Source organism: Streptomyces himastatinicus ATCC 53653 (assembly GCF_000158915.1).
In the GTDB taxonomy this organism is placed as follows: Bacteria; Actinomycetota; Actinomycetes; order Streptomycetales; family Streptomycetaceae; genus Streptomyces; species Streptomyces himastatinicus.
This window is the reverse complement of sequence record NZ_GG657754.1, coordinates 8,229,323-8,248,794: the sequence shown is the minus strand read 5'-3', so window position 1 is coordinate 8,248,794 and position 19,472 is coordinate 8,229,323. Positions and strand designations below refer to the sequence as shown.

Below are 19,472 nucleotides of genomic sequence, written 5' to 3'. Positions count from 1 at the left end.
GTCGTGCCCAGGGAAAGGGCGGGCCGTCAGCCGCGCCAGCAGCGCCGTACGGCGTCGTCCGCGACCTCGAAGTTGATGCGGCCGTACAGGTACTCCATCGTGATGATCGCGCCCGGTGGAAGCGCCCGCACGGTGGTCCAGCCGCGCTCGCGTGCCACGTCCTCGGCGGTCCTGGCGTCGAGCCCCACATAACTGTCGAGGTCGTCGTCGGGTTCGGCCGGAAGGTTCGGTACAGGTCCCATGGCAGCCACCGTAGGCGCAGCGGAACAGGTACGGCAGGCAGGGAAAGGAACATGTTCCGGCGTGCTGTAGAGCACACCGACAACGACTCATCCGCCCCGGGTCCGCCATTCGTCACACTTGTGTCACAGAAAACACGCCCGGGTTTGTCGTCGACTTTGTCACTCTTACGAGCCGCGCGTTGACGCCCCCAAGATGACGGAGAGTTTTCGTCGATATCCCCTGCCAAAGGCATGGTTCTGGTATAGGCGCGGGGCGGCCCATGACATGGCCTCCGGGGAATTCAGCGGCCGCAGGAATATGCCATCGCCGATCGGGCACCCGGGATCCGGAGCGCACAATTCCGACACAAATCGGGGAATTCGAACCCCGAGGTTTACCCCGCCGGGACCGCGGTACCCGGCGCCACCGAGGCGAACATGACAGACACATCCGATGGAACCCGCAAGAAGACGGCGACCGGTGGCCCGAGCCCACTGGCGCTCATGCGATCCGCCCGGGAACAGCTCACCGAACTGACGGGCCTGCACCCCGAGTCGATGCCCCGCCTGGAGCAGACCGACGAGGGCTGGGTCCTGGACGTCGAGGTGGTGGAGCTGGCCCGGGTGCCGGAGACGATGAGCCTGATGGCCCTGTACGAGGTGACTCTCGACCCGGACGGCCAGCTCACCGGCTACCGCCGCATCCGCCGTTACGAGCGCGGGCGAAGTGACCGCGGCTGACCGGCAGGGGGAACGGCCGGCCCGGCCGGACACGAGAGGACACACACGACATGACCACGGTTGTTCCGGCACAGCAGAGCAGGGGCGGGGGCGGCACCAGCGGCCTCTACGACGTCCTGGAACTCATCCTCGACCGCGGCCTGGTGATCGACGCGTTCATCCGCGTCTCCCTGGTCGGCATCGAGATCCTCAAGATCGATATCCGGGTCGTGGTGGCGAGCGTCGACACCTACCTCCGGTTCGCCGAGGCGTGCAACCGCCTCGACCTGGAGTCCGGGCCGAACAAGTCCCCCGGCATCCCCGAGATCCTCGACGGCGCCACCGAGGGCGCCGCCCGCAGCAAGACCAAGGGCGCGCTCAGCGGCGCCGGCGAGACCGTCTCCAAGGCCGCCCAGTCGGTGGCCGAGGCGATCCGGGGCGACGAGGAGCCCGAGGAAGAGCCCGCCCGCACCCGTTCCCGCCGCCCGGCGGCCCGCAAGTCCGCGTCCGGATCGAGGAAGAGCGAGGAGAGCTGATGAGCACCTATGTGTACGGGATCGCCCGCGGCACCCTCCCGGACCTCGGCGACACCCTGCTCGGCATCGGCGATCCGCCGCTGCCGGTCCGCGCGCTCAACGAAGGCGAGCTGGCCGCGATCGTCAGCGACTGCCCGCCGGAGCTGAAGCCCCGGCGCCGCGATCTGCTGGCCCATCAGCACGTGCTGACCGAGGTGAGCGACAAGCGCTCCGTGCTGCCGATGCGGTTCGGCTCGGTCTCCGCCAGCGACGAGGATGTCCGCACGGTGCTGACCCGGCACGCCGACCGCTACGAGGACCAGCTCCAGCGGCTGGCCGACCGGGTGGAGTACAACGTCAAGGCGGTGCACGACGAGGACGCGGTGCTCCACCAAGTGCTCTCCGAGGAGCCGGAGTTGCGGCTGATGGCCGAGGCCAACCGGGCCGCGGGCGGCGGCACCTACGAGGAGCGGATGCGCTTCGGCGAGCTGGTGGCGAACGCGGTACGGGCCCGTGAGGTGCGCGACGCGCGGATCGTGGAGGAGGCGCTGGCCCCCGTCACCGAGGCGGCGCGGCCCGGCCCGGAGGGCGGCGGCTGGTTCCTGAGCCTGTCGATGCTGCTGGCCAAGGACGGCGCCGAACCGCTGCTGGAGGCGGTCGCCGACCTGGAGAACACCCACCCCTGGATGAAGCTGCGGGTGAACGGCCCGCTGCCGCCCTACAGCTTCGTCGAATCCTGATGCTGCTGATCGGCTGGGTGCTCAGACAGGTGCTCGCCGCGGCGGAGCGCGAGTACTACGACCCGGCCGCGATCCAGCGCGAACTGATGACCCTGGCGACGCGGCTGGAGGACGGGGAGATCGACGAGGCGGAGTTCGAGCGGCAGGAGGACGTGCTGCTCGACCGGATGGAGGAGGCGCAGCAATGGGCGAACGGGACCCTGTGACGACCGCGTACGGCTCCCCGTCGGCGTCGTACGGGTCGTCGGCGGCCTACGGTGCGTCCGGTCCGTCCGGGCTCGCCACCCGTGGTGAATCGGCCAATCTCGCCGACATCCTGGAGCGGGTGCTCGACAAGGGCGTGGTCATCGCGGGCGACATCCGCATCAATCTGCTCGACATCGAACTCCTCACGATCAAGCTGCGGCTCATCGTGGCCTCCGTCGACAAGGCCAAGGAGATGGGCATCGACTGGTGGGAGCACGACCCGTCGCTGTCGTCGCGCGCCCGCCGCGCCCCGGTGGAGAACGGCACGAGCGAGGAGGCGGCCGGATGACCGACGCGACCAACGTGACCGACCCGACGGAGACGACCGGCCCGACGGACACGACGCACATGGCCGAAGCGACCGCGGCGACCGGGGCGGCCACCGCGGCCGGCACGCTGGAGTATGCGTACGCCGTCGTCCGCGAGGCCGACACCCCGCACGCCGCCCTGGAGCGGGTGCGCGGGGTCGCGGGCGAACCGGTGCGCGCCGTCCGCCATCTGGGGCTCGCCGTGCTGGCGGGCCCCGTACCGGCCGCCGACTTCGACGAGGGGCCGCTGCGCGAGCGGCTGGAGGACCTGACGTGGCTGGAGGGCGTCGCCCGCGCCCATCAGCAGGTGGTCGACGCGGCCGGGGCGGACACGTGCGTCATCCCGGTCCGGATGGCCACCGTCTGCCGCGGTGAGGAGGGGCTGCTGCGGCTGCTGGCCTCCGGCCGGGACCGGTTCGCCACGGCGCTGGACCGGCTGGAGGGCCGGGTGGAGTGGGGCGTCAAGGTGTACGCGGCGTCCGCCCCGGCCCAGGAGCCGTCCGCCGAGCCCTCGGCCGCCTCCTCGGGCCGCGACTATCTGCGCCGCCGCAGCGCCCAGCGGCGCGCCTCCGAGCAGCGCTGGGAACATACGGAGGAGGGCGCGCGCCGGGTGCACGAGACGCTCGCCGCGGTCGCCGAGGGCTCCCGGCTGCATCCGCCGCAGGACGTCCGGCTGTCCGGGGAGGCGGACCGCAATGTGCTCAACGCGGCGTATCTGATCCCGCACGAGGAGAGCGAGGCGTTCGCGCAGCGGGTGGGCGAGCTGGCCGGGCTCGAGACGGCGCTCCGGCTGGAGCTGACCGGCCCGTGGGCGCCGTACTCCTTCGTCGCCGCCGAGGGCAACGGACGGGCCGAACCGTGACCACGAGCACGAGCCCGCTCGCCCACCGGCAGATCGCCCTGGTGGACCTGCTGGACCGGCTGCTCGCGGGCGGCGTGGTCATCACCGGCGACGTGACCCTGCGCATCGCCGACGTGGATCTCGTACGCATCGATCTGCGCGCGCTCATCAGCTCGGTGAACGAGAACGTGCCATCCCCCTGGGACGAGCCGCAAGAACCGCGAGGACCGGAGGAACCGTGAGCCGGAAGCTGGAGCTGGACCAGGACACCGTCGAGCGCGATCTGATGAAGCTGGTGCTGACCGTCGTCGAGCTGCTGCGGCAGCTGATGGAGCGGCAGGCGCTGCGCCGGGTGGACCAGGGGGACCTGACGGAGGACCAGGAGGAGCGGATCGGGCAGACCCTGATGCTGCTGGAGGACCGCATGGGGACGCTGTGCGAGCGCTACGGCATCAAGGAGTCCGACCTCAACCTCGACCTCGGGCCGCTCGGCCCGCTGCTGCCTCCGAGAGAGTGACGCCGCCCTGAGAGTGACACCCGGGGCAGTGACACCCGGGACATAGTCTCGCGGATCACCATAAACCAGGCGATCATGGGCCGGAGCCGACCTCAGCGACCGTCCCAGGGAGCCCCGATGGTGACAGACACCGCGCGTCCCGCGGCCGGACCGGCAGGACCGGCCAGAGGGGGTCGGCTGGCGCGCCGGGGCCGGGTGCTGGCCGACTGGCTGACCACCACCGATCACAAGAAGATCGGCCATCTCTATCTGATCTCCTCGTTCGGCTTCTTCCTGGCGGGCGGCGTACTGGCGCTGCTGATGCGCGCCGAACTGGCCCGGCCCGGGATCCAGCTCCTCTCCCAGGAGGCGTACAACCAGGCGTTCACCCTGCACGGCACGATCATGCTGCTGCTGTTCGCGACGCCCGCCTTCGCCGGGTTCGCCAACGAGATCATGCCGCTCCAGATCGGCGCGCCCGATGTCGCCTTCCCGCGCCTCAACATGCTGTCGTACTGGCTGTATGTGTTCGGCGGGCTGATCGTGGTCGCCGGTCTCATGGTGCCCGGGGGCAGCGCGGACTTCGGCTGGACCGCCTACGCCCCGCTGAACAGCAGCGTGCGCTCCCCCGGCATCGGCGCCGACATGTGGATCATGGGGCTGGCGCTCTCCGGTTTCGGCACCATCCTCGGCGCGGTGAACTTCGTGACGACCATCATCACGATGCGCGCCCCGGGGATGACGATGTTCCGGATGCCGATCTTCACCTGGAACATCCTCTTCACCTCGATCCTCATCCTGATGGCGTTCCCGGTGCTCGCGGCGGCGCTGCTGGTGCTGGAGGCGGACCGGCGGTACGGGGCGATGGTGTTCGACGCGGCCAACGGCGGGGCGCTGCTGTGGCAGCACCTGTTCTGGTTCTTCGGCCATCCCGAGGTCTACATCATCGCGCTGCCGTTCTTCGGCATCATCACCGAGATCATCCCGGTCTTCTCGCGCAAGCCCATCTTCGGTTATCTGACGCTGATCGGCGCGACGATGGCCATCACCGCCCTGTCGATGGTGGTCTGGGCGCACCACATGTTCGCCACCGGGGCGGTGCTGCTGCCCTTCTTCTCGCTGCTGTCCTTTCTGATCGCGGTGCCCACCGGGGTGAAGTTCTTCAACTGGATCGGCACCATGCAGGGCGGTTCGCTGTCCTTCGAGGCGCCCATGCTGTGGGCGGTCGGCTTCATGGTGAGCTTCCTGTTCGGCGGGCTGACCGGCGTCATCCTGGCGTCGCCCCCGCTGGACTTCCACGTCACGGACTCGTACTTCGTCGTGGGCCACTTCCACTACGTGGTCTTCGGGACCGTGGTGTTCGCGATGTTCGCGGGCTTCTACTTCTGGTGGCCCAAGTTCACCGGGAAGCTGCTGGACGAGCGGCTGGCCCGGATCCACTTCTGGACGCTGTTCACCGGCTTCCACCTCACGTTCCTGGTGCAGCACTGGCTGGGCGCGGAGGGGATGCCGCGCCGTTACGCCGACTATCTGGCGGCGGACGGCTTCACGGCGCTGAACACGGTCTCCACGATCGGCGCCTTCCTGCTGGGGATCTCGACGCTGCCGTTCCTCTACAACGTCTGGAAGACGGCCCGGTACGGCAGAGCGGTCGAGGCGGACGACCCCTGGGGGTTCGGCCGCTCGCTGGAGTGGGCGACGTCCTGCCCGCCGCCGCGCCACAACTTCCTGACGCTGCCGCGGGTGCGCAGCGAGTCACCCGCCTTCGATCTGCACCATCCCGAGGTGGCCATGGTCGAGCAGGAGCGGGCCCAGCAGCTGAGGGGCCGGGGATCGGTCAGCCCGGAGCCCCGTCACCCAGAGCACGGTCCAGGCGGTCCCTGATCTCGCGGATGTGCTCGGTGAGTTCGACCGGTTCGCGCACCTCGAAGTCGAAACCGGCCAGCACGATGTGGACCACCAGGACATCGAGGCCATGGGCACCGGTGTGCAGCAGACAGCTGTGCTCGTCGACGGCCTCCAGCACCCCCGCCGCGGGCGAGATGCGCTCCGCCGCCCGCTCGAGGGGCACCCGCAGCAGGACGGTGGCCTGCTCGCGGTAGACGGCGCCCGACACGCCCTTGGCGACATACGCCGCGAGATCGTCCGCGGGCGGGCGGCGCGGGGTGAAGCGGGGGCCGTGCGGCGGGGTGGGGGTGATGCGGTCGACCCGGTACGTACGCCAGTCGTCCCGGTCCACGTCCCAGGCGACCAGGTACCACCTGCGCCGGGCCGCGACGAGGCGGAGCGGTTCCGCGGTGCGGCGGGTGACCGTACCGCCGTGGTCGCGGTAGGTGAAGCGCAGCTGATGGGCGTCGCGGCAGGCGCTCGCCAGCTCGATCAGGACCGCCGGGTCCGCCCCGGGGCCCTGCACCGCGCCGGGCATCGGCACGGTGAACGAGCTCAGCGCGCTCACCCGGCGGCGCAGCCGGTCCGGCAGCACCTGTTCCAGTTTGGCGAGGGCGCGTACGGAGGTCTCCTCGATGCCCGCGACGCCGCCCGTGGCCTGGCGCAGCCCGACCGCGACGGCCACCGCCTCCTCGTCGTCCAGCAGCAGCGGCGGCAGCTCGGCGCCCGCGGAGAGCCGGTAGCCGCCCGCCGTACCGGGGGCGGAGTGCACGGGGTAGCCCAGCTCGCGCAGCCGGTCGACGTCGCGGCGCACCGTGCGCGGGGTGACGCCGAGCCGGTCGGCGAGGTCCGCGCCGGACCATTCGCGGTGGGCCTGGAGCAGGGAGAGCAGACGGAGCAGCCGGGCCGAGGTCTCCAACATGGGGCCGAGTCTGCCAGCCCTTGAGGACGGTCCGCGTCCTCAAGGGCGTCACCGAACGGCCCGCGGTGAGCGGAGGGGCTCAGTCCGGGTCGGCGACCCGCACCGACAGATCGTTGTCGACGGTGTAGTACGGACGGACCGCGGCGGTGCCGTGCAGGGCGTCGACCGTCCGCACCGGGTAGGTGAAGATCTCCTTCTTGTCCGCGATGTCATCGAGTATCCGGCCGAGCCGCACCGGAGCCGCCTCGTCCGCCGGGCGCAGCCACAGGTCCCACAGATCCGCGCCGCCGCCCCAGCCCTCCGCGAGCCGCGCGTAGTCGAGGGTGAAGGAGAACGTGGCGCCGTCCGCTGTCACCGGCGCCGTGCACACCCGGTCCCGGGCCCGGCGGCAGCGGGCCTCGGCCACCGCGCCGTCCAGCCAGCCGGCCGGGTCCTCCACCCGGTACAGCCGCCCGCTGACCGCCATCGCGCCGTCCTCCAGCCGGATCTCCCCCGCCTCGGCGTGCGGCACCCGGCGCCAGGTGCGCAGGCTGAGGTTGCCGTGCTTGGTGGCGTAGGGGATGCGGACGGACAGCGGCGAGGTGCTGGGACCGGGCCTGCGGTCGACCAGCGAACGCAGATCGTGCAGGCCGGGGACGAGCCGCCGCGGCTCCTGCTCCCCGTACGCCACGAACACGTCCCAGCGGCCCTCGGGCAGGGCAACGGTGCCGGGCAGGGCGGCCTGCAACCGGCCGTCGGCGGTGGGGCCGAGCGGCAGCCGGACCTCGGCGTCGTCGGCGGGCCCGGCGCCGCGCCGCATCAGCACCAGCGCCCCGCTCCAGTCGTCGTAGCTCCCCGGCTCCGGGCGGACCCAGTCGGAGATGTGGAAGGTGAGTCCACCGGCGGAGTCCGCGACGCAGTCGGCGCGCGTCGCGGCGGTCTCGGTGGCTTCTCTCATGCTGTCCCCCTCCATGGGCTCGATGCGCTCGGCCGCTCTCGCTGTCACGCTCCCGGTTCCGCTCATGCCATCCGCACCCTTCGCATCGCCTCGGTCGTCGCCATCGCCCCGCCGACCAGTGAGCCGCGGGCCCGGTGCAGCGAGCCGCGCAGCCCGCCGCGCGCCGACAGGTCGGCGAAGAGGCTCTCGTAGCGGCCGGCCACCCGGGACGGGTCGAACCGGGCGGAGTCCTTCAGGGCCGCCTGGCCCATCTGCTGCCGCAGTTCGTCGTTGTTGATGAGGTCCAGCAGCGCGGTGGCGATCGCGTTGGTGTCGCCGGTCGGGACGAGGCGGCCGTCCACGCCGTTGTCGATGATCTCGGCCGGGCCGTGCGGGCAGTCGGTGGCGACCACCGGGAGGCCGCAGCGCATCGCCTCCACAATGGTCATGCCGAACGACTCCAGGCTGGAGGTGACGGCCGCTATCGAACCCTTGGCCCACTCCGGGTCCAGGGGGTTGGCGGGGCCCATGAGGAAGACGTGGTTGTAGAGGCCGAGCTTGTCGATGAGGGCGCGCAGCTTGGCGCGCTGCTCGCCTCCGCCGTATATCCGCAGCCGCCAGTCCGGGCGGGCAGCGCTGACCTTGGCGAACGCCCGTATCAGCAGGTCGTACCGTTTCACCGGGGCGAGCCGGCCCGCCGCGACGACCCATTTGCCGGTGCCGTCGGCCGGTTCCAGACCGGGCTCGGGAACGCTGTTGGGCACGGACTCGATCCGTACGCCCGGCAGCCGCATCCCGGCGCGGTAGTCCTGGGCGTCGGCCTCGGTCACCGTCGTCACCGCGTCCAGCCGGGGGTAGAAGCCGCGCAGGGTGCGCTTCAGCCCCTTGGAGTGGGTGCTGAGCGTCAGATGCTCCTGGCCGACCCGGACCGGGCCGCGGCGCGCCTCCCGGGCGATGTGCACATTGAGGCCCGGGCGGGTGCCGACCACCACATCCGCCTGGAGCTGCCGCAGATGCTCGCCGATCCGGCGGTCGGTCAGCTCGCTGTACTGCTGGTACCGGCCCTCGGTGACCGGGAAGACCTTCGCGGGCCGCGTGTACGCGGGGTCGTCGCCCTCGTAACCGGGGCTGTTCTTACGGATGTCGACGAGGTGGCTGATCCGCACGTTCGGACCGGGATCGAAGATCGGCTGATCCCGGTGGCGGAACACCGAGACGATCTCCACGTCGTGTTGCTCACCCAGGGTGCGGGCAAGGTTGTACGTGGTCCGGATCGTCCCGCCGATCCCGTACGCGTTGTGAATCAGGAATGAGATGTGCATCCGTCCCGTATCCCACCGTTTTTACGCGGACGGGGGTCTCGTCCGCCTACCACGAGGTAAGACCCCGAAAGAGGTTGTCGGGTTGGGTTCCATCACCGTCTTGTTCCCCAACAGATAGGAAATCGGTAGCCAATTCAGGGAACTTCCAAAGGAACTGACGCATCAGAGGTGCGGCGGGCTTCAGGCCGCGTGACCCCCGCCGTGGATGGCCGTTGTCTACGTATGAGCCGGGGACCGCCCGGCCCACGGACCGAGACCGAGGAGCCACCCGTGCCGCGCATGCTCGACGTCAGCGATGACGTACGCGCCGAGATCGGCGACGAAGAAGCCGACCGGCTGCTCGCCGGTGACAACGCCCCGGGCGCCTACGACTGCACGTCCTGCCGCACCCCCGGCAACTCCGACCAGGAGCGCACCAGCACGGTGCTGTTCGTGGGGCAGGAGACCGCCGTGCTCGCGTTCGCGCACGCCACCTGCGTTCCCTCCCAGGTCGTCCCGGTCTCCGAGGAGCAGCTGGCCGGTGCGGTCCGGTCCATCACCGCCGAGGAATCCTCGCCGTACGGGGCCGAGCCGCCGCCCGCGCAGCACGCCCCCGCCGCCCACGCCTACTCCGCCCCGCCGCCCCAGCAGGCGGTGCTCGGCGTCACCAGCGGGGTGGTGCTGGTGGGCGGGGAGCAGCGCCCGGCGCTGGTCGTCGAGCCGACCGGGCCGATCACCCGGCCCGGCGCGACCGGGCACGGCGACGACTTCCTGGCGCTCCTCACCGAGCAGGGCTTCCTGCCGGTGGTCGACCTCGGCCGGCCGCCGGTGGCCATCCCCGGCTGGTCGGTGCTGCTCGCCATGGGGCAGCTGCACGCGGTGCTGATGCCCCAGGCGGGCGGCGGTTCCCCGGTGGCCTGGTGGCAGGCGCACAGCCCGATGCCGCTCAGCGAGGGCTGGCGCAGCGCGGTGGGCCGCTCCCAGCAGGTCCTGGTGTACGCGGCGGCGGCGGGCACGATCGGCACCCAGCCGCGGGAGGACCAGTTGCGCGCCGCCCTGGACCGGGCCGCGGCGCGCGGCGCGCTGGTCGGCGCCTCGATGCCGCTCGCGGGCACCTGATCCGAATGACCCACCCCGTCCCGGGCTGCCGCTGCCTGACCCGTGCGGCCCATTCGCCGCCGATGCCGCATCCCAAGGGCGGCCTGGTCGTTGGCACATACGTGCACGGATACGACCTCCCCTACCGCTCCCCCTCGTACGCCTACATCCCGGCCATGCGCCCGGCGCTGGAGGCGTCGCCCGACCCGTGGCGGCACTCCGCGACGCCGATCTACGACGCGCTGTACGCGGAGTACCGGCGGCTGTTCCGGGCGCTGCCCGGCGACCGGTCGGACGAGGAGGATCTGGGGTTCGTCGCGTTCAGCGCCATCGGCCAGCCCCGCGGCCTGACCAGCGGCGGCCACGGCGGGGCCTGGGACACCGGCGGGCTGTACTACCGCACGTACCTTCCCGCGCTGCCGCCAGGACAGCGCGACGGGCGGTACTGAGCGTTGAAGGGGCGCCACCGGAAGCGGTGGCGCCCCTTCAGCGGTTACTTCTTACGGCCGCGCTTCTCGCGCACCCGCACCGAGATCTGGATCGGGGTGCCCTCGAAGCCGAACTCCTCGCGCAGCCGCCGCTCGACGAAGCGGCGGTAGCCCGCCTCCAGGAAGCCCGAGGCGAAGAGGACGAACCGCGGCGGCCGGGTTCCGGCCTGGGTGCCGAACAGGATGCGGGGCTGCTTGCCGCCGCGGATCGGGTGCGGGTGGGAGGCGACGATCTCGCCGAGGAACGAGTTCAGCCGCCCGGTCGGCACCCGGGTCTCCCAGCCCGCCAGCGCCGTCTCGATCGCCGGGACGAGCTTCTCCATATGGCGGCCGGTGCGGGCCGAGACGTTGACCCGGGGCGCCCACTGGATCTGCCCCAGCTCGGTCTCGATCTCGCGCTCCAGGTAGTAGCGGCGCTCCTCGTCGAGGGTGTCCCACTTGTTGTACGCGATGACCAGCGCGCGCCCGGCCTCCACGGCCATCGTGATGATCCGCTGGTCCTGGACGCTGATGGGCTCGCTGGTGTCGATGAGGATGACCGCGACCTCGGCCTTCTCCACGGCGGCCGCGGTGCGCAGCGAGGCGTAGTAGTCGGCCCCCTCCTGGAGGTGGACACGGCGGCGGATACCGGCGGTGTCCACGAACTTCCAGGTGATCCCGCCGAGTTCGATCAGCTCGTCCACCGGGTCGCGGGTGGTGCCGGCGACCTCGTTGACGACCACGCGCTCCTCGCCCGCCACCTTGTTGAGCAGCGAGGACTTACCGACGTTCGGGCGGCCGATGAGCGCGATGCGGCGCGGGCCGCCGACCGTGGCCCCGAAGGTCTGGGCCGGGGCCTCGGGCAGCGCCTCCAGCACCGCGTCGAGCATGTCGCCGGTGCCGCGGCCGTGGAGGGCGGAGACCGGGTGGGGCTCACCGAGGCCGAGGGACCACAGCATCGCCGCGTCCGCCTCGCCGCTCGGGCCGTCGACCTTGTTGGCGCACAGCACGACCGGCTTCCCGGCCCGGCGCAGCAGCTTGACCACGGCCTCGTCGGTGTCGGTCGCGCCGACCGTGGCGTCCACCACGAAGACCACCGCGTCGGCGGCCTCGATGGCGAACTCGGCCTGGGCGGCGACGGACGCGTCGATGCCGAGCACGTCCTGTTCCCAGCCGCCGGTGTCGACCACCTTGAAGCGGCGGCCGGACCACTCGGCCTCGTAGGTGACCCGGTCACGGGTGACGCCCGGCTTGTCCTCGACGACCGCCTCGCGGCGGCCGAGGACCCGGTTCACCAGGGTCGACTTGCCGACGTTCGGGCGGCCGACGACGGCGAGCACCGGCAGCGGGCCGTGCCCCGCCGCGGCGAGGTCGCCCTCGACCTGTGCCAGGTCGAAGCCCTCCTCCGCGGCGAGCTCCATGAACTCCGCGTACTCGGCGTCGCCCAGCTCTCCGTGTTCGTCGCCGCCGCTGTGGATCTGGTCGTTCATGAAGTGATGTCCTCGTCGTCCCTCAGTGCCGCGCGCCCTCCTGGGCGCGCGGGTCTATGTCTCGTTGTGGCGGCCCGTGAGCCGCCTGGCGCTCCCCAGGTGCTCGCCCAGACGCTTCTGGATGAGCACGGTCGCCTCGTCCAGCGCCCCCCGGGTCCGCCGGCCGCTGCCGTCGCCCGCCTGGAACGGGTCGCCGAAGACCACGTCGATCCGGCTGCGCAGCCTCGGCAGCGCCCGGGGCCGTCCGTCGGCCCGCCGCTGCTCGCCGGTGCCGAGCACGGCCACCGGCACGATCGGCGCGCCGGACCGTACGGCGAAGTACGCGAGCCCCGAGCGCAGCGACGCGAAGTCGCCCTCGCCGCGCGTGCCCTCGGGGAAGATCCCCAGCATCCCGCCGCGCTTCAGCACGCCCAGCGCATGGGTGATCGCGGTGCGGTCGGCGCTCTCCCGGTCCACCTTCAGCTGGCCGATGGAGCGCAGGAACGGGTCCAGCGGACCGATGAACGCCTCCTTCTTGACCAGGAAGTGCAGCGGCCGGGGCGAGGTGCCGATCAGCATCGGGCCGTCGACGTTGTGGGAGTGGTTCCCGGCCAGGATGACGGGGCCCGCGGACGGGATCCGCCACGCGCCCAGCACCCGCGGCCGCCACAGCCCGTACATCAGGCCGATGCCGATCCCGCGCCCCACGACGGCACCGGCCGCGCTCGGCAGCTCCGCGTCGGCGGTGGCGGTCATGCGGCGGCCCGCTTCTCCTCGACCAGCGTGACCACGCACTCGATGACCTGGTCGAGGGTGAGGTCGGTGGTGTCCACCTCGACCGCGTCGTCGGCCTTCGCCAGCGGCGACGCCTTGCGGCCCGAGTCGGCGGCGTCCCGCTTGGCGAGCGCCGCCTGGGTGGCGGCCAGGTCGGAGGCGTCCTTGCCCTTCAGCTCACCGCTGCGGCGGGCGGCGCGCGCCTCGGCCGAGGCGGTGAGGAAGATCTTGAGGTCGGCGTCCGGGAGGACGGTGGTGCCGATGTCCCGGCCCTCGACCACCATGCCGCGCGGCGCCTCGGTGGCGATCGTCCGCTGGAGCTCGGTGATCACCTGGCGCACCTCGGGGACCGCGCTGACCGCGCTGACCCGGGAGGTGACCTCCTGGGTGCGGATCGGCGCCGAGACGTCGGTGCCGTCGACGGTGATCGTCGGGGCGGCCGGGTCGGTGCCGGAGACGATGACCGGCTTGCGGGCGGCGTCGGCCACGGCGACGCCGTCCTCGACGTCGATGCCGTTGTTCACCATCCACCAGGTGATCGCCCGGTACTGGGCGCCGGTGTCGAGGTAGCCGAGGCCGAGCTTGGCCGCGACGGCCTTGGACGTACTGGACTTGCCCGTGCCTGCGGGGCCGTCGATCGCGACAATCACTGCTGCCGGGGCGGTCCGGGCGGCGGTTTCCACGGTGACAGACACCTTTCGTATGCACGGGGCTGGGTTGAACGGAGCTTGTTTAGCCCCGGACAAGGTTACTGGCTCATCCGGGGCTCCCGGTCACGGCCGGATGTCACTGGCGGATGGACCAGCCCCGCTCGCGCAGGGCCTTGGTCAGACCGGGGGCGGCGGCGGGCTCCACCATCAGCTGGATCAGGCCCGCCTGCTGGCCGGTGGCGTGCTCGATCCGTACGTCCTCGATGTTGACGCCCGCCCGGCCCGCGTCGGCGAAGATCCGGGCCAGCTCGCCCGGCTGGTCGCCGATGAGGACCGTCACGGTCTCGTAGACGGCCGAGGCGGCGCCGTGCTTGCCCGGCACCCGCTCGCGCCCGGCGTTGCCGCGGCGCAGCACGTCCTCGATCCCGGCCGCTCCCCCGCCGCGCTTGGCGTCGTCGGCCGACTGGAGCGCGCGCAGCGCCCGTACCGTCTCGTCCAGGTCGGCGGCGACCGCGGCGAGCACGTCAGCGACCGGGCCGGGGTTGGCCGACAGGATGTCGATCCACATCGCGGGGTCGGAGGCCGCGATCCGGGTCACATCGCGGATGCCCTGGCCGCAGAGCCGCACCGCGGTCTCGTCGGCGTCCCGCAGCCGCGCCGCGACCATGCTGGAGAGCAGGTGCGGGGTGTGCGAGACGAGCGCCACGGCCCGGTCGTGGGCGTCGGCGTCCATCACCACGGGCACGGCACGGCACAGCGCGACCAGTTCCAGTGCGAGATTGAGCACTTCGGTGTCGGTGTCGGCGCCGGGTGTGAGCACCCATGGCCGTCCCTCGAACAGGTCCGCGGTGGCCGCCAGCGGCCCGGAGCGCTCCCGCCCGGCCATCGGATGCGTCCCGATGTACCGGGTCAGGTCGCAGCCCAGCTCCTCCAGCTCCCGGCGCGGCCCGCCCTTGACGCTGGCCACGTCCAGCACCGCCCGCGCCACCCCCCGGCCCAGCACATCGGCCACCGTCCGCGCCACGTACGCGGGCGGCACGGCGACGATCGCCAGGTCCACGGGCCCGTCCGGCTCACCTTGCGTACCCGCCCCGAGCGCCTCCGCGGTCCGTGCCGCGTCCGCGTCATGGTCGGCGAGGTGCACATGGATGCCGCGGCCCGCGAGGGTGAGCGCGGCGGAGGTACCGATCAGTCCGGTACCGATGACGAGGGCTGTTCTCACTGGGCGATGTCCTTGCGGAGGGCCGCCGCGGCGCCGAGGTACACATGGGCGACGTCGGTCTTGGCCAGGTCGGTCTCGACATGCGCGAGTATCCGGACGACCCGCGGCATGGCCCCGGCGATGTCCAGCTCCTGCGCACAGATCAGCGGTACGTCGGTGATCCCCAGCTTGCGCGCGGCCACCGCGGGGAAGTCGCTGTGCAGATCGGGCGTGGCCGTGAACCAGACGCTGATCAGATCATCCGGCACCAGGCTGTTGCGCTCCAGGATGGCGGTCATCAGCTCGGAGACCTGCTCCTGCATGTGCCCCGCTTCGTCCCGCTCCAGCTGAACCGCTCCGCGGACCGCTCGTACCGCCACGTCTTGCTCCCTGCGCCTGCTCTGCCCGTGCCGCGTCCCGCGCCTGTCTCCACGCCGTACGCGTCCCCACTTGTCCCCGCCCAGCCTAACCAGCCGCCCCCGCGCCCCCTCACGCGTCCCACAGGGAGCCGAGCGCCAGCAGCTCCTCCCGGTACTCGATCCGCCCGGTCCACTCGGCGGGCCATGCCGCGGCGCCCAGATGCGCACCGGCGAAGGCGCCGGCGAGGCAGGCGATCGAGTCGGAGTCGCCGGAGGAGCAGGCGGCCCTGCGCAGGGCGAGCACCGGCTCCTCGGGGAGGAGCAGGAAGCACAGCAGCCCGGTGGCCAGCGCCTCCTCCGCGATCCAGCCCGCGCCGGTGGCCAGGCACGGATCGGCCTCCGGGTCGGGGGCGCGCAGCGCGTCGTCCAGCCGGTCGAGGACGCCCAGGCAGTCGTCCCAGCCGCGCGCCATGAACGTCGTGGGCGAGGGGTCGTGGGAGTGCCGCCAGAGGTCGCCCAGCCAGTCCTCGCGGTAGCGGGTGCGGTTCTCCTCGGCGTACGCGCGCAGAAGCCCGGGCAGCTCGGCCGGGCGGGCGCCCTGCGCCAGCACGTACACCGCGTGCGCCGTCAGCTCGCTCGCGGCGAGCGCGGTCGGATGCCCGTGGGTCAGCGCGGACTGAAGCTGTGCGGCCCCCGCCCGCTGGTCGCCGGTCAGCCCGGGCACCAGCCCGAGGGGCGCGACGCGCATGTTGGCGCCGCAGCCCTTGGAGCCGAGCTGGCTCGCCTCCGCCCAGGGGCGCTCCTCCTGGCTGAGCAGATGGCAGGCCCGCAGACAGGTGGCACCGGGCGCCCGGTTGTTGTCCGGGGAGCGCCACCACTCGACGAACTCCTCCCGCACCGGCCGGGTGAAGCGCAGCGGCGCGAGAAAGCCCCGCTCCATCGCCGTGCGCAGCCCTCGGCCGAGCGCCAGGGTCATCTGGGTGTCGTCGGTGACGTACGCGGTCCCCGGATGCCCCGGCAGCTCCATCTGCCGCCACGGCCCGCACTTGGCGAGGATCGACGGCACGTCGTTGAACTCGGTCGGGAAGCCGAGGGCGTCACCGAGCGCCAGTCCGAGCAGGGATCCGGTCGCCGGGCGCTCGACGGACGCGATCAGAGGTCCACCTCGCGCATCAGCATGCCGACCTCGGTGTTGGTGAGGCGGCGGAGCCAGCCGGACTTCTGGTCGCCGAGGGGGATGGGGCCGAAGGAGGTGCGGACCAGCTTTTCGACCGGGAAACCGGCCTCGGAGAGCATGCGGCGGACGATGTGCTTGCGGCCTTCGTGGAGGCTGACCTCGACGAGGTAGTTCTTGCCGGTGTTCTGGACCACCTTGAAGTGGTCCGCGCGGGCGTAGCCGTCCTCCAGCTCGATGCCGTTCTTGAGCTGCTTGCCGAGGTCGCGCGGCAGGGGGCCCTGGATGGCGGCGAGGTAGGTCTTCTTCACGCCGTAGCGGGGGTGGGTGAGGCGGTGGGCCAGCTCGCCGTGGTTGGTGAGCAGGATGATGCCCTCGGTCTCGGTGTCGAGACGGCCGACGTGGAAGAGCCGGGTCTCGCGGTTGGTGACGTAGTCACCGAGGCACTGGCGGCCGTCCGGGTCCTCCATGGTGGAGACCACACCGGCGGGCTTGTTCAGCGCGAAGAACAGGTACGACTGGGTCGCGACGGTCAGCCCGTCGACCTTGATCTCGTCCTTCTCCGGGTCGACGCGCAGCCCCTGCTCGGTGACGATCTTGCCGTTGACCTCGACCCGGGCCTGGTCGATCAGGTCCTCGCAGGCGCGGCGCGAACCCATGCCCGCGCGGGCCAGGACCTTCTGGAGCCGCTCGCCGTCCTGCTCGCCGAAGGTCTTGGGCAGCTTGGTCTGCGGCTTGTTGTGGCGGGCCCGGTTCCGCTCCTCTATCTGGGGCCTCGTACTCGCGCGGGCGGGCCGGGGCGGTCGGCTTCCCGGCGGCCGCCGGTGCCCTTGGGAGCACCGCTCTTGGCCGCGCCGCCCCGAGGGCCGCCGCCGCTGGGCTTCGGGGCGCCCGCGTCGTAACGGCGCTCCTCGGGGCGGGGGCGACCGGTGCGCTTCTGCTTGTCGTCGCGCCCGTTCCCGGCCCCCCGGTAGTTCTTGCCGCCGCTTCCGCCGCTGCCGCCGCTGCCGCCGCTACCGCTGCCCCTGCTGTTCCTGCCGCTGCTTCGCATCAAGTTTCCGTCTGAGAGTGGCTGCTGTCGTCTGTGTCCGGTGCGTCCGGGTCGAACGAGGGCACGCCCTCCTGGGACTCGCCCTCGACCGCGTCCACCTCGGGGAGGAACGGTGCCAGCTCGGGAAGCTCGTCCAGGCCGCGCAGACCCATCCGCTCCAGGAAGTAGTTCGTCGTCCTGTACAGGATCGCACCTGTTTCGGGTTCCGTGCCCGCCTCCTCCACCAGTCCGCGCTGGAGGAGGGTGCGCATCACGCCATCGCAGTTGACGCCGCGGACGGCGGAGACGCGGGAACGGCTGACCGGCTGACGGTACGCGACCACCGCGAGGGTTTCCAAAGCGGCCTGGGTGAGCCGGGCGTGCTGGCCGTCCAGGACGAAGCCCTCGACGGCCGCGGCGTACGCGGGCCGGGTGTAGTACCGCCAGCCGCCCGCGACCAGCCGCAGCTCGAAGCCGCGGCCTTGCGCCGTGTACTCGTCCGCCAGCTCCCGCAGCGCCCCCGCGATGGCGCGGCGCGGGCGGTCCAGCACCTTGGCGAGGTGCTCCTCGGTCGCGGGTTCGTCGACGACCATGAGGACGGCTTCCAGCGCGGGCCTGAGGTCGAGCGCCGCGACCTCCGAGGGCTCGGTCCCGGTGGCTGGCTCGCTCATGTCCGTACCTCCTGTGCCTGTGCCTGTCCCTGTGCCTTCTGTGGCTGCGCCTCCTGGTCGAACTCGTCGGTGACCAGCGGGCCCTGTCCGTCCTCCGCGCCGCCGCCCGTCCAGCGCACCAGGAGCGACCCCAGCGCCTCCGACTGGTCGAGCAGGACCGCGCGCTCCCGGTACAGCTCCAGCAGCGCCAGGAAGCGGGCCACAACGGTGAGCACGTCCGGCGCGTCCTCGGTGAGCGCGGCGAAACTGGCCTCCCCCAGCTCCCGCAGCCGCCCCACCACCACCTCCGCCTGCTCCCGCACGCTCACCAGCGGGGCGTGGATGTGGTCGACGTACACCTGCGGCTTGGGCTTGGCCTGCATCGCCTTCACGGCCAGCTTCGCGAACCCCTCCGGGCCGACCCGGATGACGACGTCGGGCAGCAGATCGGCGTGGTGCGGCTCCAGCCCGACGGTCCGGGGGTAGCGGCGGGCCTCCTCGATCAGCCGGTCGTTGAAGATGTCCGCGATGTGCTTGTACGCGCGGTACTGGAGCAGCCGCGCGAACAGCAGGTCCCGCGCCTCCAGCAGCGCCAGGTCCGCCTCGTCCTCCACCTCGGCGGCGGGCAGCAGCCGGGCCGCCTTGAGGTCCAGCAGGGTCGCCGCGACCACGAGGAACTCGGTCGTCTGGTCGAGGTCCCAGTCCGGCCCCATGGCCCGGATGTGCGCCATGAACTCGTCGGTGACCTTGGAGAGGGCGACCTCGGTGACGTCCAGCTTGTGCTTGGAGATCAGCTGAAGGAGCAGATCGAAGGGCCCCTCGAAGTTGTCGAGCCGCACGGTGAAGGTGCCGTTGCCGTCCTCGGCGGCTTCGTGGTCTTGGCCCGCGTCCTGGTTTTCGGCCACCCCGCCGTCTGTGGCCGCTTCGCCGCCTTGGGCGCCGCCACCGTCTTGGGCGCCACCTTCGGCCGCCTCGCCATCCCGGGCTCCGCCGCCGTCCTGGGCCGCCTCGCTGTCTTGGGCGCTGCCGCCTTGGCCCGCCGCGCCATCTGCGGCCGCCTCGCCGTCTTGGGCGTCTTCGGCGCCTTCGACCGCCTCGCCATCCTGGGCTCCGCCGCCGTCCAGGGCCGCCTCGCTGTCCCGGGCGCTGCCGTCTTGGCCCGCCTCGCTGCCTGCGGCCACCTCGCCGTCCCCGGCGTCCCCGGTGCCCCCAGCGTCTTCGGCCGCCGAGCCGTCCTGGGCCGCCGCGCCGCCCCCGGCGTCCCCGGCGTCTGCGGCCACCTCGCCATCCCGGGCTCCGCTGCCGTCTTGGCCCGCCTCGCTGTCTTGGGCGCCGCCGACTTGGCCCGCCGCGCCACCTGCGGCCAGCTCGCCGTTCCCGACGTCCCCGGCGTCTACGGCCGCCGAGCCGTCCTGGCCCGCCGCGCCGTCGCTCCCGGGCTCGCCGTCCCCGGCAGCCCGGGTGTCGCCAGCGGCCACGCCCTCTTC

23 protein-coding genes and 2 pseudogenes are annotated in these 19,472 nt (G+C 72.1%); 12 read left to right on the top strand and 13 right to left on the bottom strand.

Annotated elements, in window-relative coordinates; translation table 11 throughout:
- Positions 1-26: 26 nt before the first annotated feature.
- Positions 27-242, bottom strand: a complete 216-nt coding sequence (locus tag SSOG_RS35240; protein WP_009719045.1) for an I78 family peptidase inhibitor — start codon at positions 240-242, stop codon at positions 27-29.
- 417 nt (positions 243-659) lie between these two features.
- Between SSOG_RS35240 and SSOG_RS35235 the strand changes: the two genes are divergently transcribed.
- From SSOG_RS35235 to ctaD, 9 genes are all read left to right on the top strand, one after another.
- Entirely contained in the window at positions 660-962 is a 303-nt protein-coding gene (locus tag SSOG_RS35235; protein ID WP_009719044.1) for a gas vesicle protein GvpO, read from the top strand.
- A 50-nt stretch (positions 963-1,012) separates the two neighbouring features.
- The gene (locus tag SSOG_RS35230) at positions 1,013-1,477 is read left to right on the top strand and encodes a gas vesicle structural protein GvpA (protein ID WP_009719043.1); all 465 of its coding nucleotides are present in this window, start codon (positions 1,013-1,015) and stop codon (positions 1,475-1,477) included.
- On the top strand, positions 1,477-2,196 hold the full coding sequence (locus SSOG_RS35225; protein WP_009719042.1) for a GvpL/GvpF family gas vesicle protein: 720 nt from the start codon (positions 1,477-1,479) through the stop codon (positions 2,194-2,196). The genes SSOG_RS35230 and SSOG_RS35225 overlap by 1 nt, the downstream gene beginning before the upstream one ends.
- Positions 2,196-2,402, top strand: coding sequence for a gas vesicle protein GvpG (locus tag SSOG_RS35220; RefSeq protein WP_009719041.1), 207 nt, complete (start codon positions 2,196-2,198; stop codon positions 2,400-2,402). The genes SSOG_RS35225 and SSOG_RS35220 overlap by 1 nt, the downstream gene beginning before the upstream one ends.
- Complete coding sequence (locus tag SSOG_RS58595) at positions 2,381-2,731, top strand: gas vesicle protein (protein WP_078510477.1); 351 nt, start codon at positions 2,381-2,383, stop codon at positions 2,729-2,731. Before SSOG_RS35220 ends, SSOG_RS58595 begins: the two co-directional genes overlap by 22 nt.
- Positions 2,650-3,612: a GvpL/GvpF family gas vesicle protein gene (locus SSOG_RS35210; protein ID WP_009719039.1), complete on the top strand. Its 963-nt coding sequence runs from the start codon at positions 2,650-2,652 to the stop codon at positions 3,610-3,612. The genes SSOG_RS58595 and SSOG_RS35210 overlap by 82 nt, the downstream gene beginning before the upstream one ends.
- Positions 3,609-3,833, top strand: coding sequence for a gas vesicle protein (locus SSOG_RS35205; RefSeq protein ID WP_009719038.1), 225 nt, complete (start codon positions 3,609-3,611; stop codon positions 3,831-3,833). The genes SSOG_RS35210 and SSOG_RS35205 overlap by 4 nt, the downstream gene beginning before the upstream one ends.
- A complete protein-coding gene (locus SSOG_RS35200; RefSeq protein WP_009719037.1) occupies positions 3,830-4,108 on the top strand; it encodes a gas vesicle protein K in 279 nt (92 codons plus the stop codon). Before SSOG_RS35205 ends, SSOG_RS35200 begins: the two co-directional genes overlap by 4 nt.
- 117 nt (positions 4,109-4,225) lie before the next feature.
- Positions 4,226-5,971 (top strand): aa3-type cytochrome oxidase subunit I, encoded by a 1,746-nt coding sequence (gene ctaD / locus SSOG_RS35195; RefSeq protein ID WP_039939409.1) that lies wholly within the window; start codon positions 4,226-4,228, stop codon positions 5,969-5,971.
- Here ctaD and SSOG_RS35190 read toward each other — a convergent pair.
- The 3 genes from SSOG_RS35190 to SSOG_RS35180 all read right to left on the bottom strand — a co-directional run bounded on the left by SSOG_RS35190 (position 5,925) and on the right by SSOG_RS35180 (position 9,134).
- Entirely contained in the window at positions 5,925-6,896 is a 972-nt protein-coding gene (locus tag SSOG_RS35190; RefSeq protein ID WP_009719035.1) for a helix-turn-helix transcriptional regulator, read from the bottom strand. The genes ctaD and SSOG_RS35190 overlap by 47 nt on opposite strands.
- Before the next feature lie 79 nt (positions 6,897-6,975).
- Complete coding sequence (locus tag SSOG_RS35185; protein ID WP_009719034.1) at positions 6,976-7,833, bottom strand: hypothetical protein; 858 nt, start codon at positions 7,831-7,833, stop codon at positions 6,976-6,978.
- 62 nt (positions 7,834-7,895) lie between these two features.
- On the bottom strand, positions 7,896-9,134 hold the full coding sequence (locus SSOG_RS35180; RefSeq protein ID WP_009719033.1) for a glycosyltransferase family 4 protein: 1,239 nt from the start codon (positions 9,132-9,134) through the stop codon (positions 7,896-7,898).
- 270 nt (positions 9,135-9,404) lie between these two features.
- Between SSOG_RS35180 and SSOG_RS35175 the strand changes: the two genes are divergently transcribed.
- The gene (locus tag SSOG_RS35175) at positions 9,405-10,232 is read left to right on the top strand and encodes a hypothetical protein (protein ID WP_039939407.1); all 828 of its coding nucleotides are present in this window, start codon (positions 9,405-9,407) and stop codon (positions 10,230-10,232) included.
- 62 nt (positions 10,233-10,294) lie between these two features.
- Positions 10,295-10,660 carry a hypothetical protein gene (locus tag SSOG_RS47070; protein ID WP_342634368.1) on the top strand — a complete coding sequence of 122 codons (366 nt, stop codon included), beginning with the start codon at positions 10,295-10,297 and terminating at the stop codon, positions 10,658-10,660.
- Positions 10,661-10,704: 44 nt separating this feature from the next.
- Here SSOG_RS47070 and der read toward each other — a convergent pair whose 3' ends face one another.
- From der to SSOG_RS35125, 9 genes and pseudogenes are all read right to left on the bottom strand, one after another.
- Positions 10,705-12,168 carry a ribosome biogenesis GTPase Der gene (gene der / locus SSOG_RS35165; RefSeq protein WP_009719030.1) on the bottom strand — a complete coding sequence of 488 codons (1,464 nt, stop codon included), beginning with the start codon at positions 12,166-12,168 and terminating at the stop codon, positions 10,705-10,707.
- A gap of 54 nt (positions 12,169-12,222) precedes the next feature.
- Complete coding sequence (locus SSOG_RS35160) at positions 12,223-12,903, bottom strand: lysophospholipid acyltransferase family protein (RefSeq protein ID WP_009719029.1); 681 nt, start codon at positions 12,901-12,903, stop codon at positions 12,223-12,225.
- Entirely contained in the window at positions 12,900-13,604 is a 705-nt protein-coding gene (gene cmk, locus SSOG_RS35155) for a (d)CMP kinase (protein ID WP_009719028.1), read from the bottom strand. Before cmk ends, SSOG_RS35160 begins: the two co-directional genes overlap by 4 nt.
- A gap of 103 nt (positions 13,605-13,707) precedes the next feature.
- Positions 13,708-14,793: a prephenate dehydrogenase gene (locus tag SSOG_RS35150; RefSeq protein ID WP_009719027.1), complete on the bottom strand. Its 1,086-nt coding sequence runs from the start codon at positions 14,791-14,793 to the stop codon at positions 13,708-13,710.
- The gene (gene aroH, locus SSOG_RS35145; RefSeq protein WP_009719026.1) at positions 14,790-15,152 is read right to left on the bottom strand and encodes a chorismate mutase; all 363 of its coding nucleotides are present in this window, start codon (positions 15,150-15,152) and stop codon (positions 14,790-14,792) included. The genes SSOG_RS35150 and aroH overlap by 4 nt, the downstream gene beginning before the upstream one ends.
- Before the next feature lie 109 nt (positions 15,153-15,261).
- Positions 15,262-16,287 carry an ADP-ribosylglycohydrolase family protein gene (locus SSOG_RS35140; RefSeq protein ID WP_009719025.1) on the bottom strand — a complete coding sequence of 342 codons (1,026 nt, stop codon included), beginning with the start codon at positions 16,285-16,287 and terminating at the stop codon, positions 15,262-15,264.
- Positions 16,284-17,356, bottom strand: a pseudogene (locus SSOG_RS35135) (pseudouridine synthase). Before SSOG_RS35135 ends, SSOG_RS35140 begins: the two are co-directional and overlap by 4 nt.
- Entirely contained in the window at positions 17,356-18,006 is a 651-nt protein-coding gene (gene scpB, locus SSOG_RS35130; protein ID WP_009719022.1) for an SMC-Scp complex subunit ScpB, read from the bottom strand. Before scpB ends, SSOG_RS35135 begins: the two are co-directional and overlap by 1 nt.
- On the bottom strand, positions 18,003-18,890 hold the full coding sequence (locus SSOG_RS35125; RefSeq protein WP_039939403.1) for a segregation and condensation protein A: 888 nt from the start codon (positions 18,888-18,890) through the stop codon (positions 18,003-18,005). The genes scpB and SSOG_RS35125 overlap by 4 nt, the downstream gene beginning before the upstream one ends.
- 27 nt (positions 18,891-18,917) lie before the next feature.
- On the opposite strand from SSOG_RS35125, the pseudogene SSOG_RS54215 reads away from it, so the two are divergent.
- Positions 18,918-19,472, top strand: a pseudogene (locus SSOG_RS54215) (hypothetical protein); the annotation flags it as partial.

Bases quoted from the DNA above. Each gene is read 5' to 3' on its own strand.
- SSOG_RS35190 (WP_009719035.1), bottom strand. From the start codon at position 6,896: ATGTTGGAGACCTCGGCCCGGCTGCTCCGTCTGCTCTCCCTGCTCCAG.
- SSOG_RS35225 (WP_009719042.1), top strand. From the start codon at position 1,477: ATGAGCACCTATGTGTACGGGATCGCCCGCGGCACCCTCCCGGACCTC.
- scpB (WP_009719022.1), bottom strand. From the start codon at position 18,006: ATGAGCGAGCCAGCCACCGGGACCGAGCCCTCGGAGGTCGCGGCGCTC.
- SSOG_RS35180 (WP_009719033.1), bottom strand. From the start codon at position 9,134: ATGCACATCTCATTCCTGATTCACAACGCGTACGGGATCGGCGGGACG.
- SSOG_RS35160 (WP_009719029.1), bottom strand. From the start codon at position 12,903: ATGACCGCCACCGCCGACGCGGAGCTGCCGAGCGCGGCCGGTGCCGTC.
- der (WP_009719030.1), bottom strand. From the start codon at position 12,168: ATGAACGACCAGATCCACAGCGGCGGCGACGAACACGGAGAGCTGGGC.
- SSOG_RS35230 (WP_009719043.1), top strand. From the start codon at position 1,013: ATGACCACGGTTGTTCCGGCACAGCAGAGCAGGGGCGGGGGCGGCACC.
- SSOG_RS35240 (WP_009719045.1), bottom strand. From the start codon at position 242: ATGGGACCTGTACCGAACCTTCCGGCCGAACCCGACGACGACCTCGAC.
- ctaD (WP_039939409.1), top strand. From the start codon at position 4,226: ATGGTGACAGACACCGCGCGTCCCGCGGCCGGACCGGCAGGACCGGCC.
- SSOG_RS47070 (WP_342634368.1), top strand. From the start codon at position 10,295: ATGCCGCATCCCAAGGGCGGCCTGGTCGTTGGCACATACGTGCACGGA.
- SSOG_RS35220 (WP_009719041.1), top strand. From the start codon at position 2,196: ATGCTGCTGATCGGCTGGGTGCTCAGACAGGTGCTCGCCGCGGCGGAG.
- SSOG_RS35185 (WP_009719034.1), bottom strand. From the start codon at position 7,833: ATGAGAGAAGCCACCGAGACCGCCGCGACGCGCGCCGACTGCGTCGCG.
- SSOG_RS58595 (WP_078510477.1), top strand. From the start codon at position 2,381: ATGGGCGAACGGGACCCTGTGACGACCGCGTACGGCTCCCCGTCGGCG.
- SSOG_RS35235 (WP_009719044.1), top strand. From the start codon at position 660: ATGACAGACACATCCGATGGAACCCGCAAGAAGACGGCGACCGGTGGC.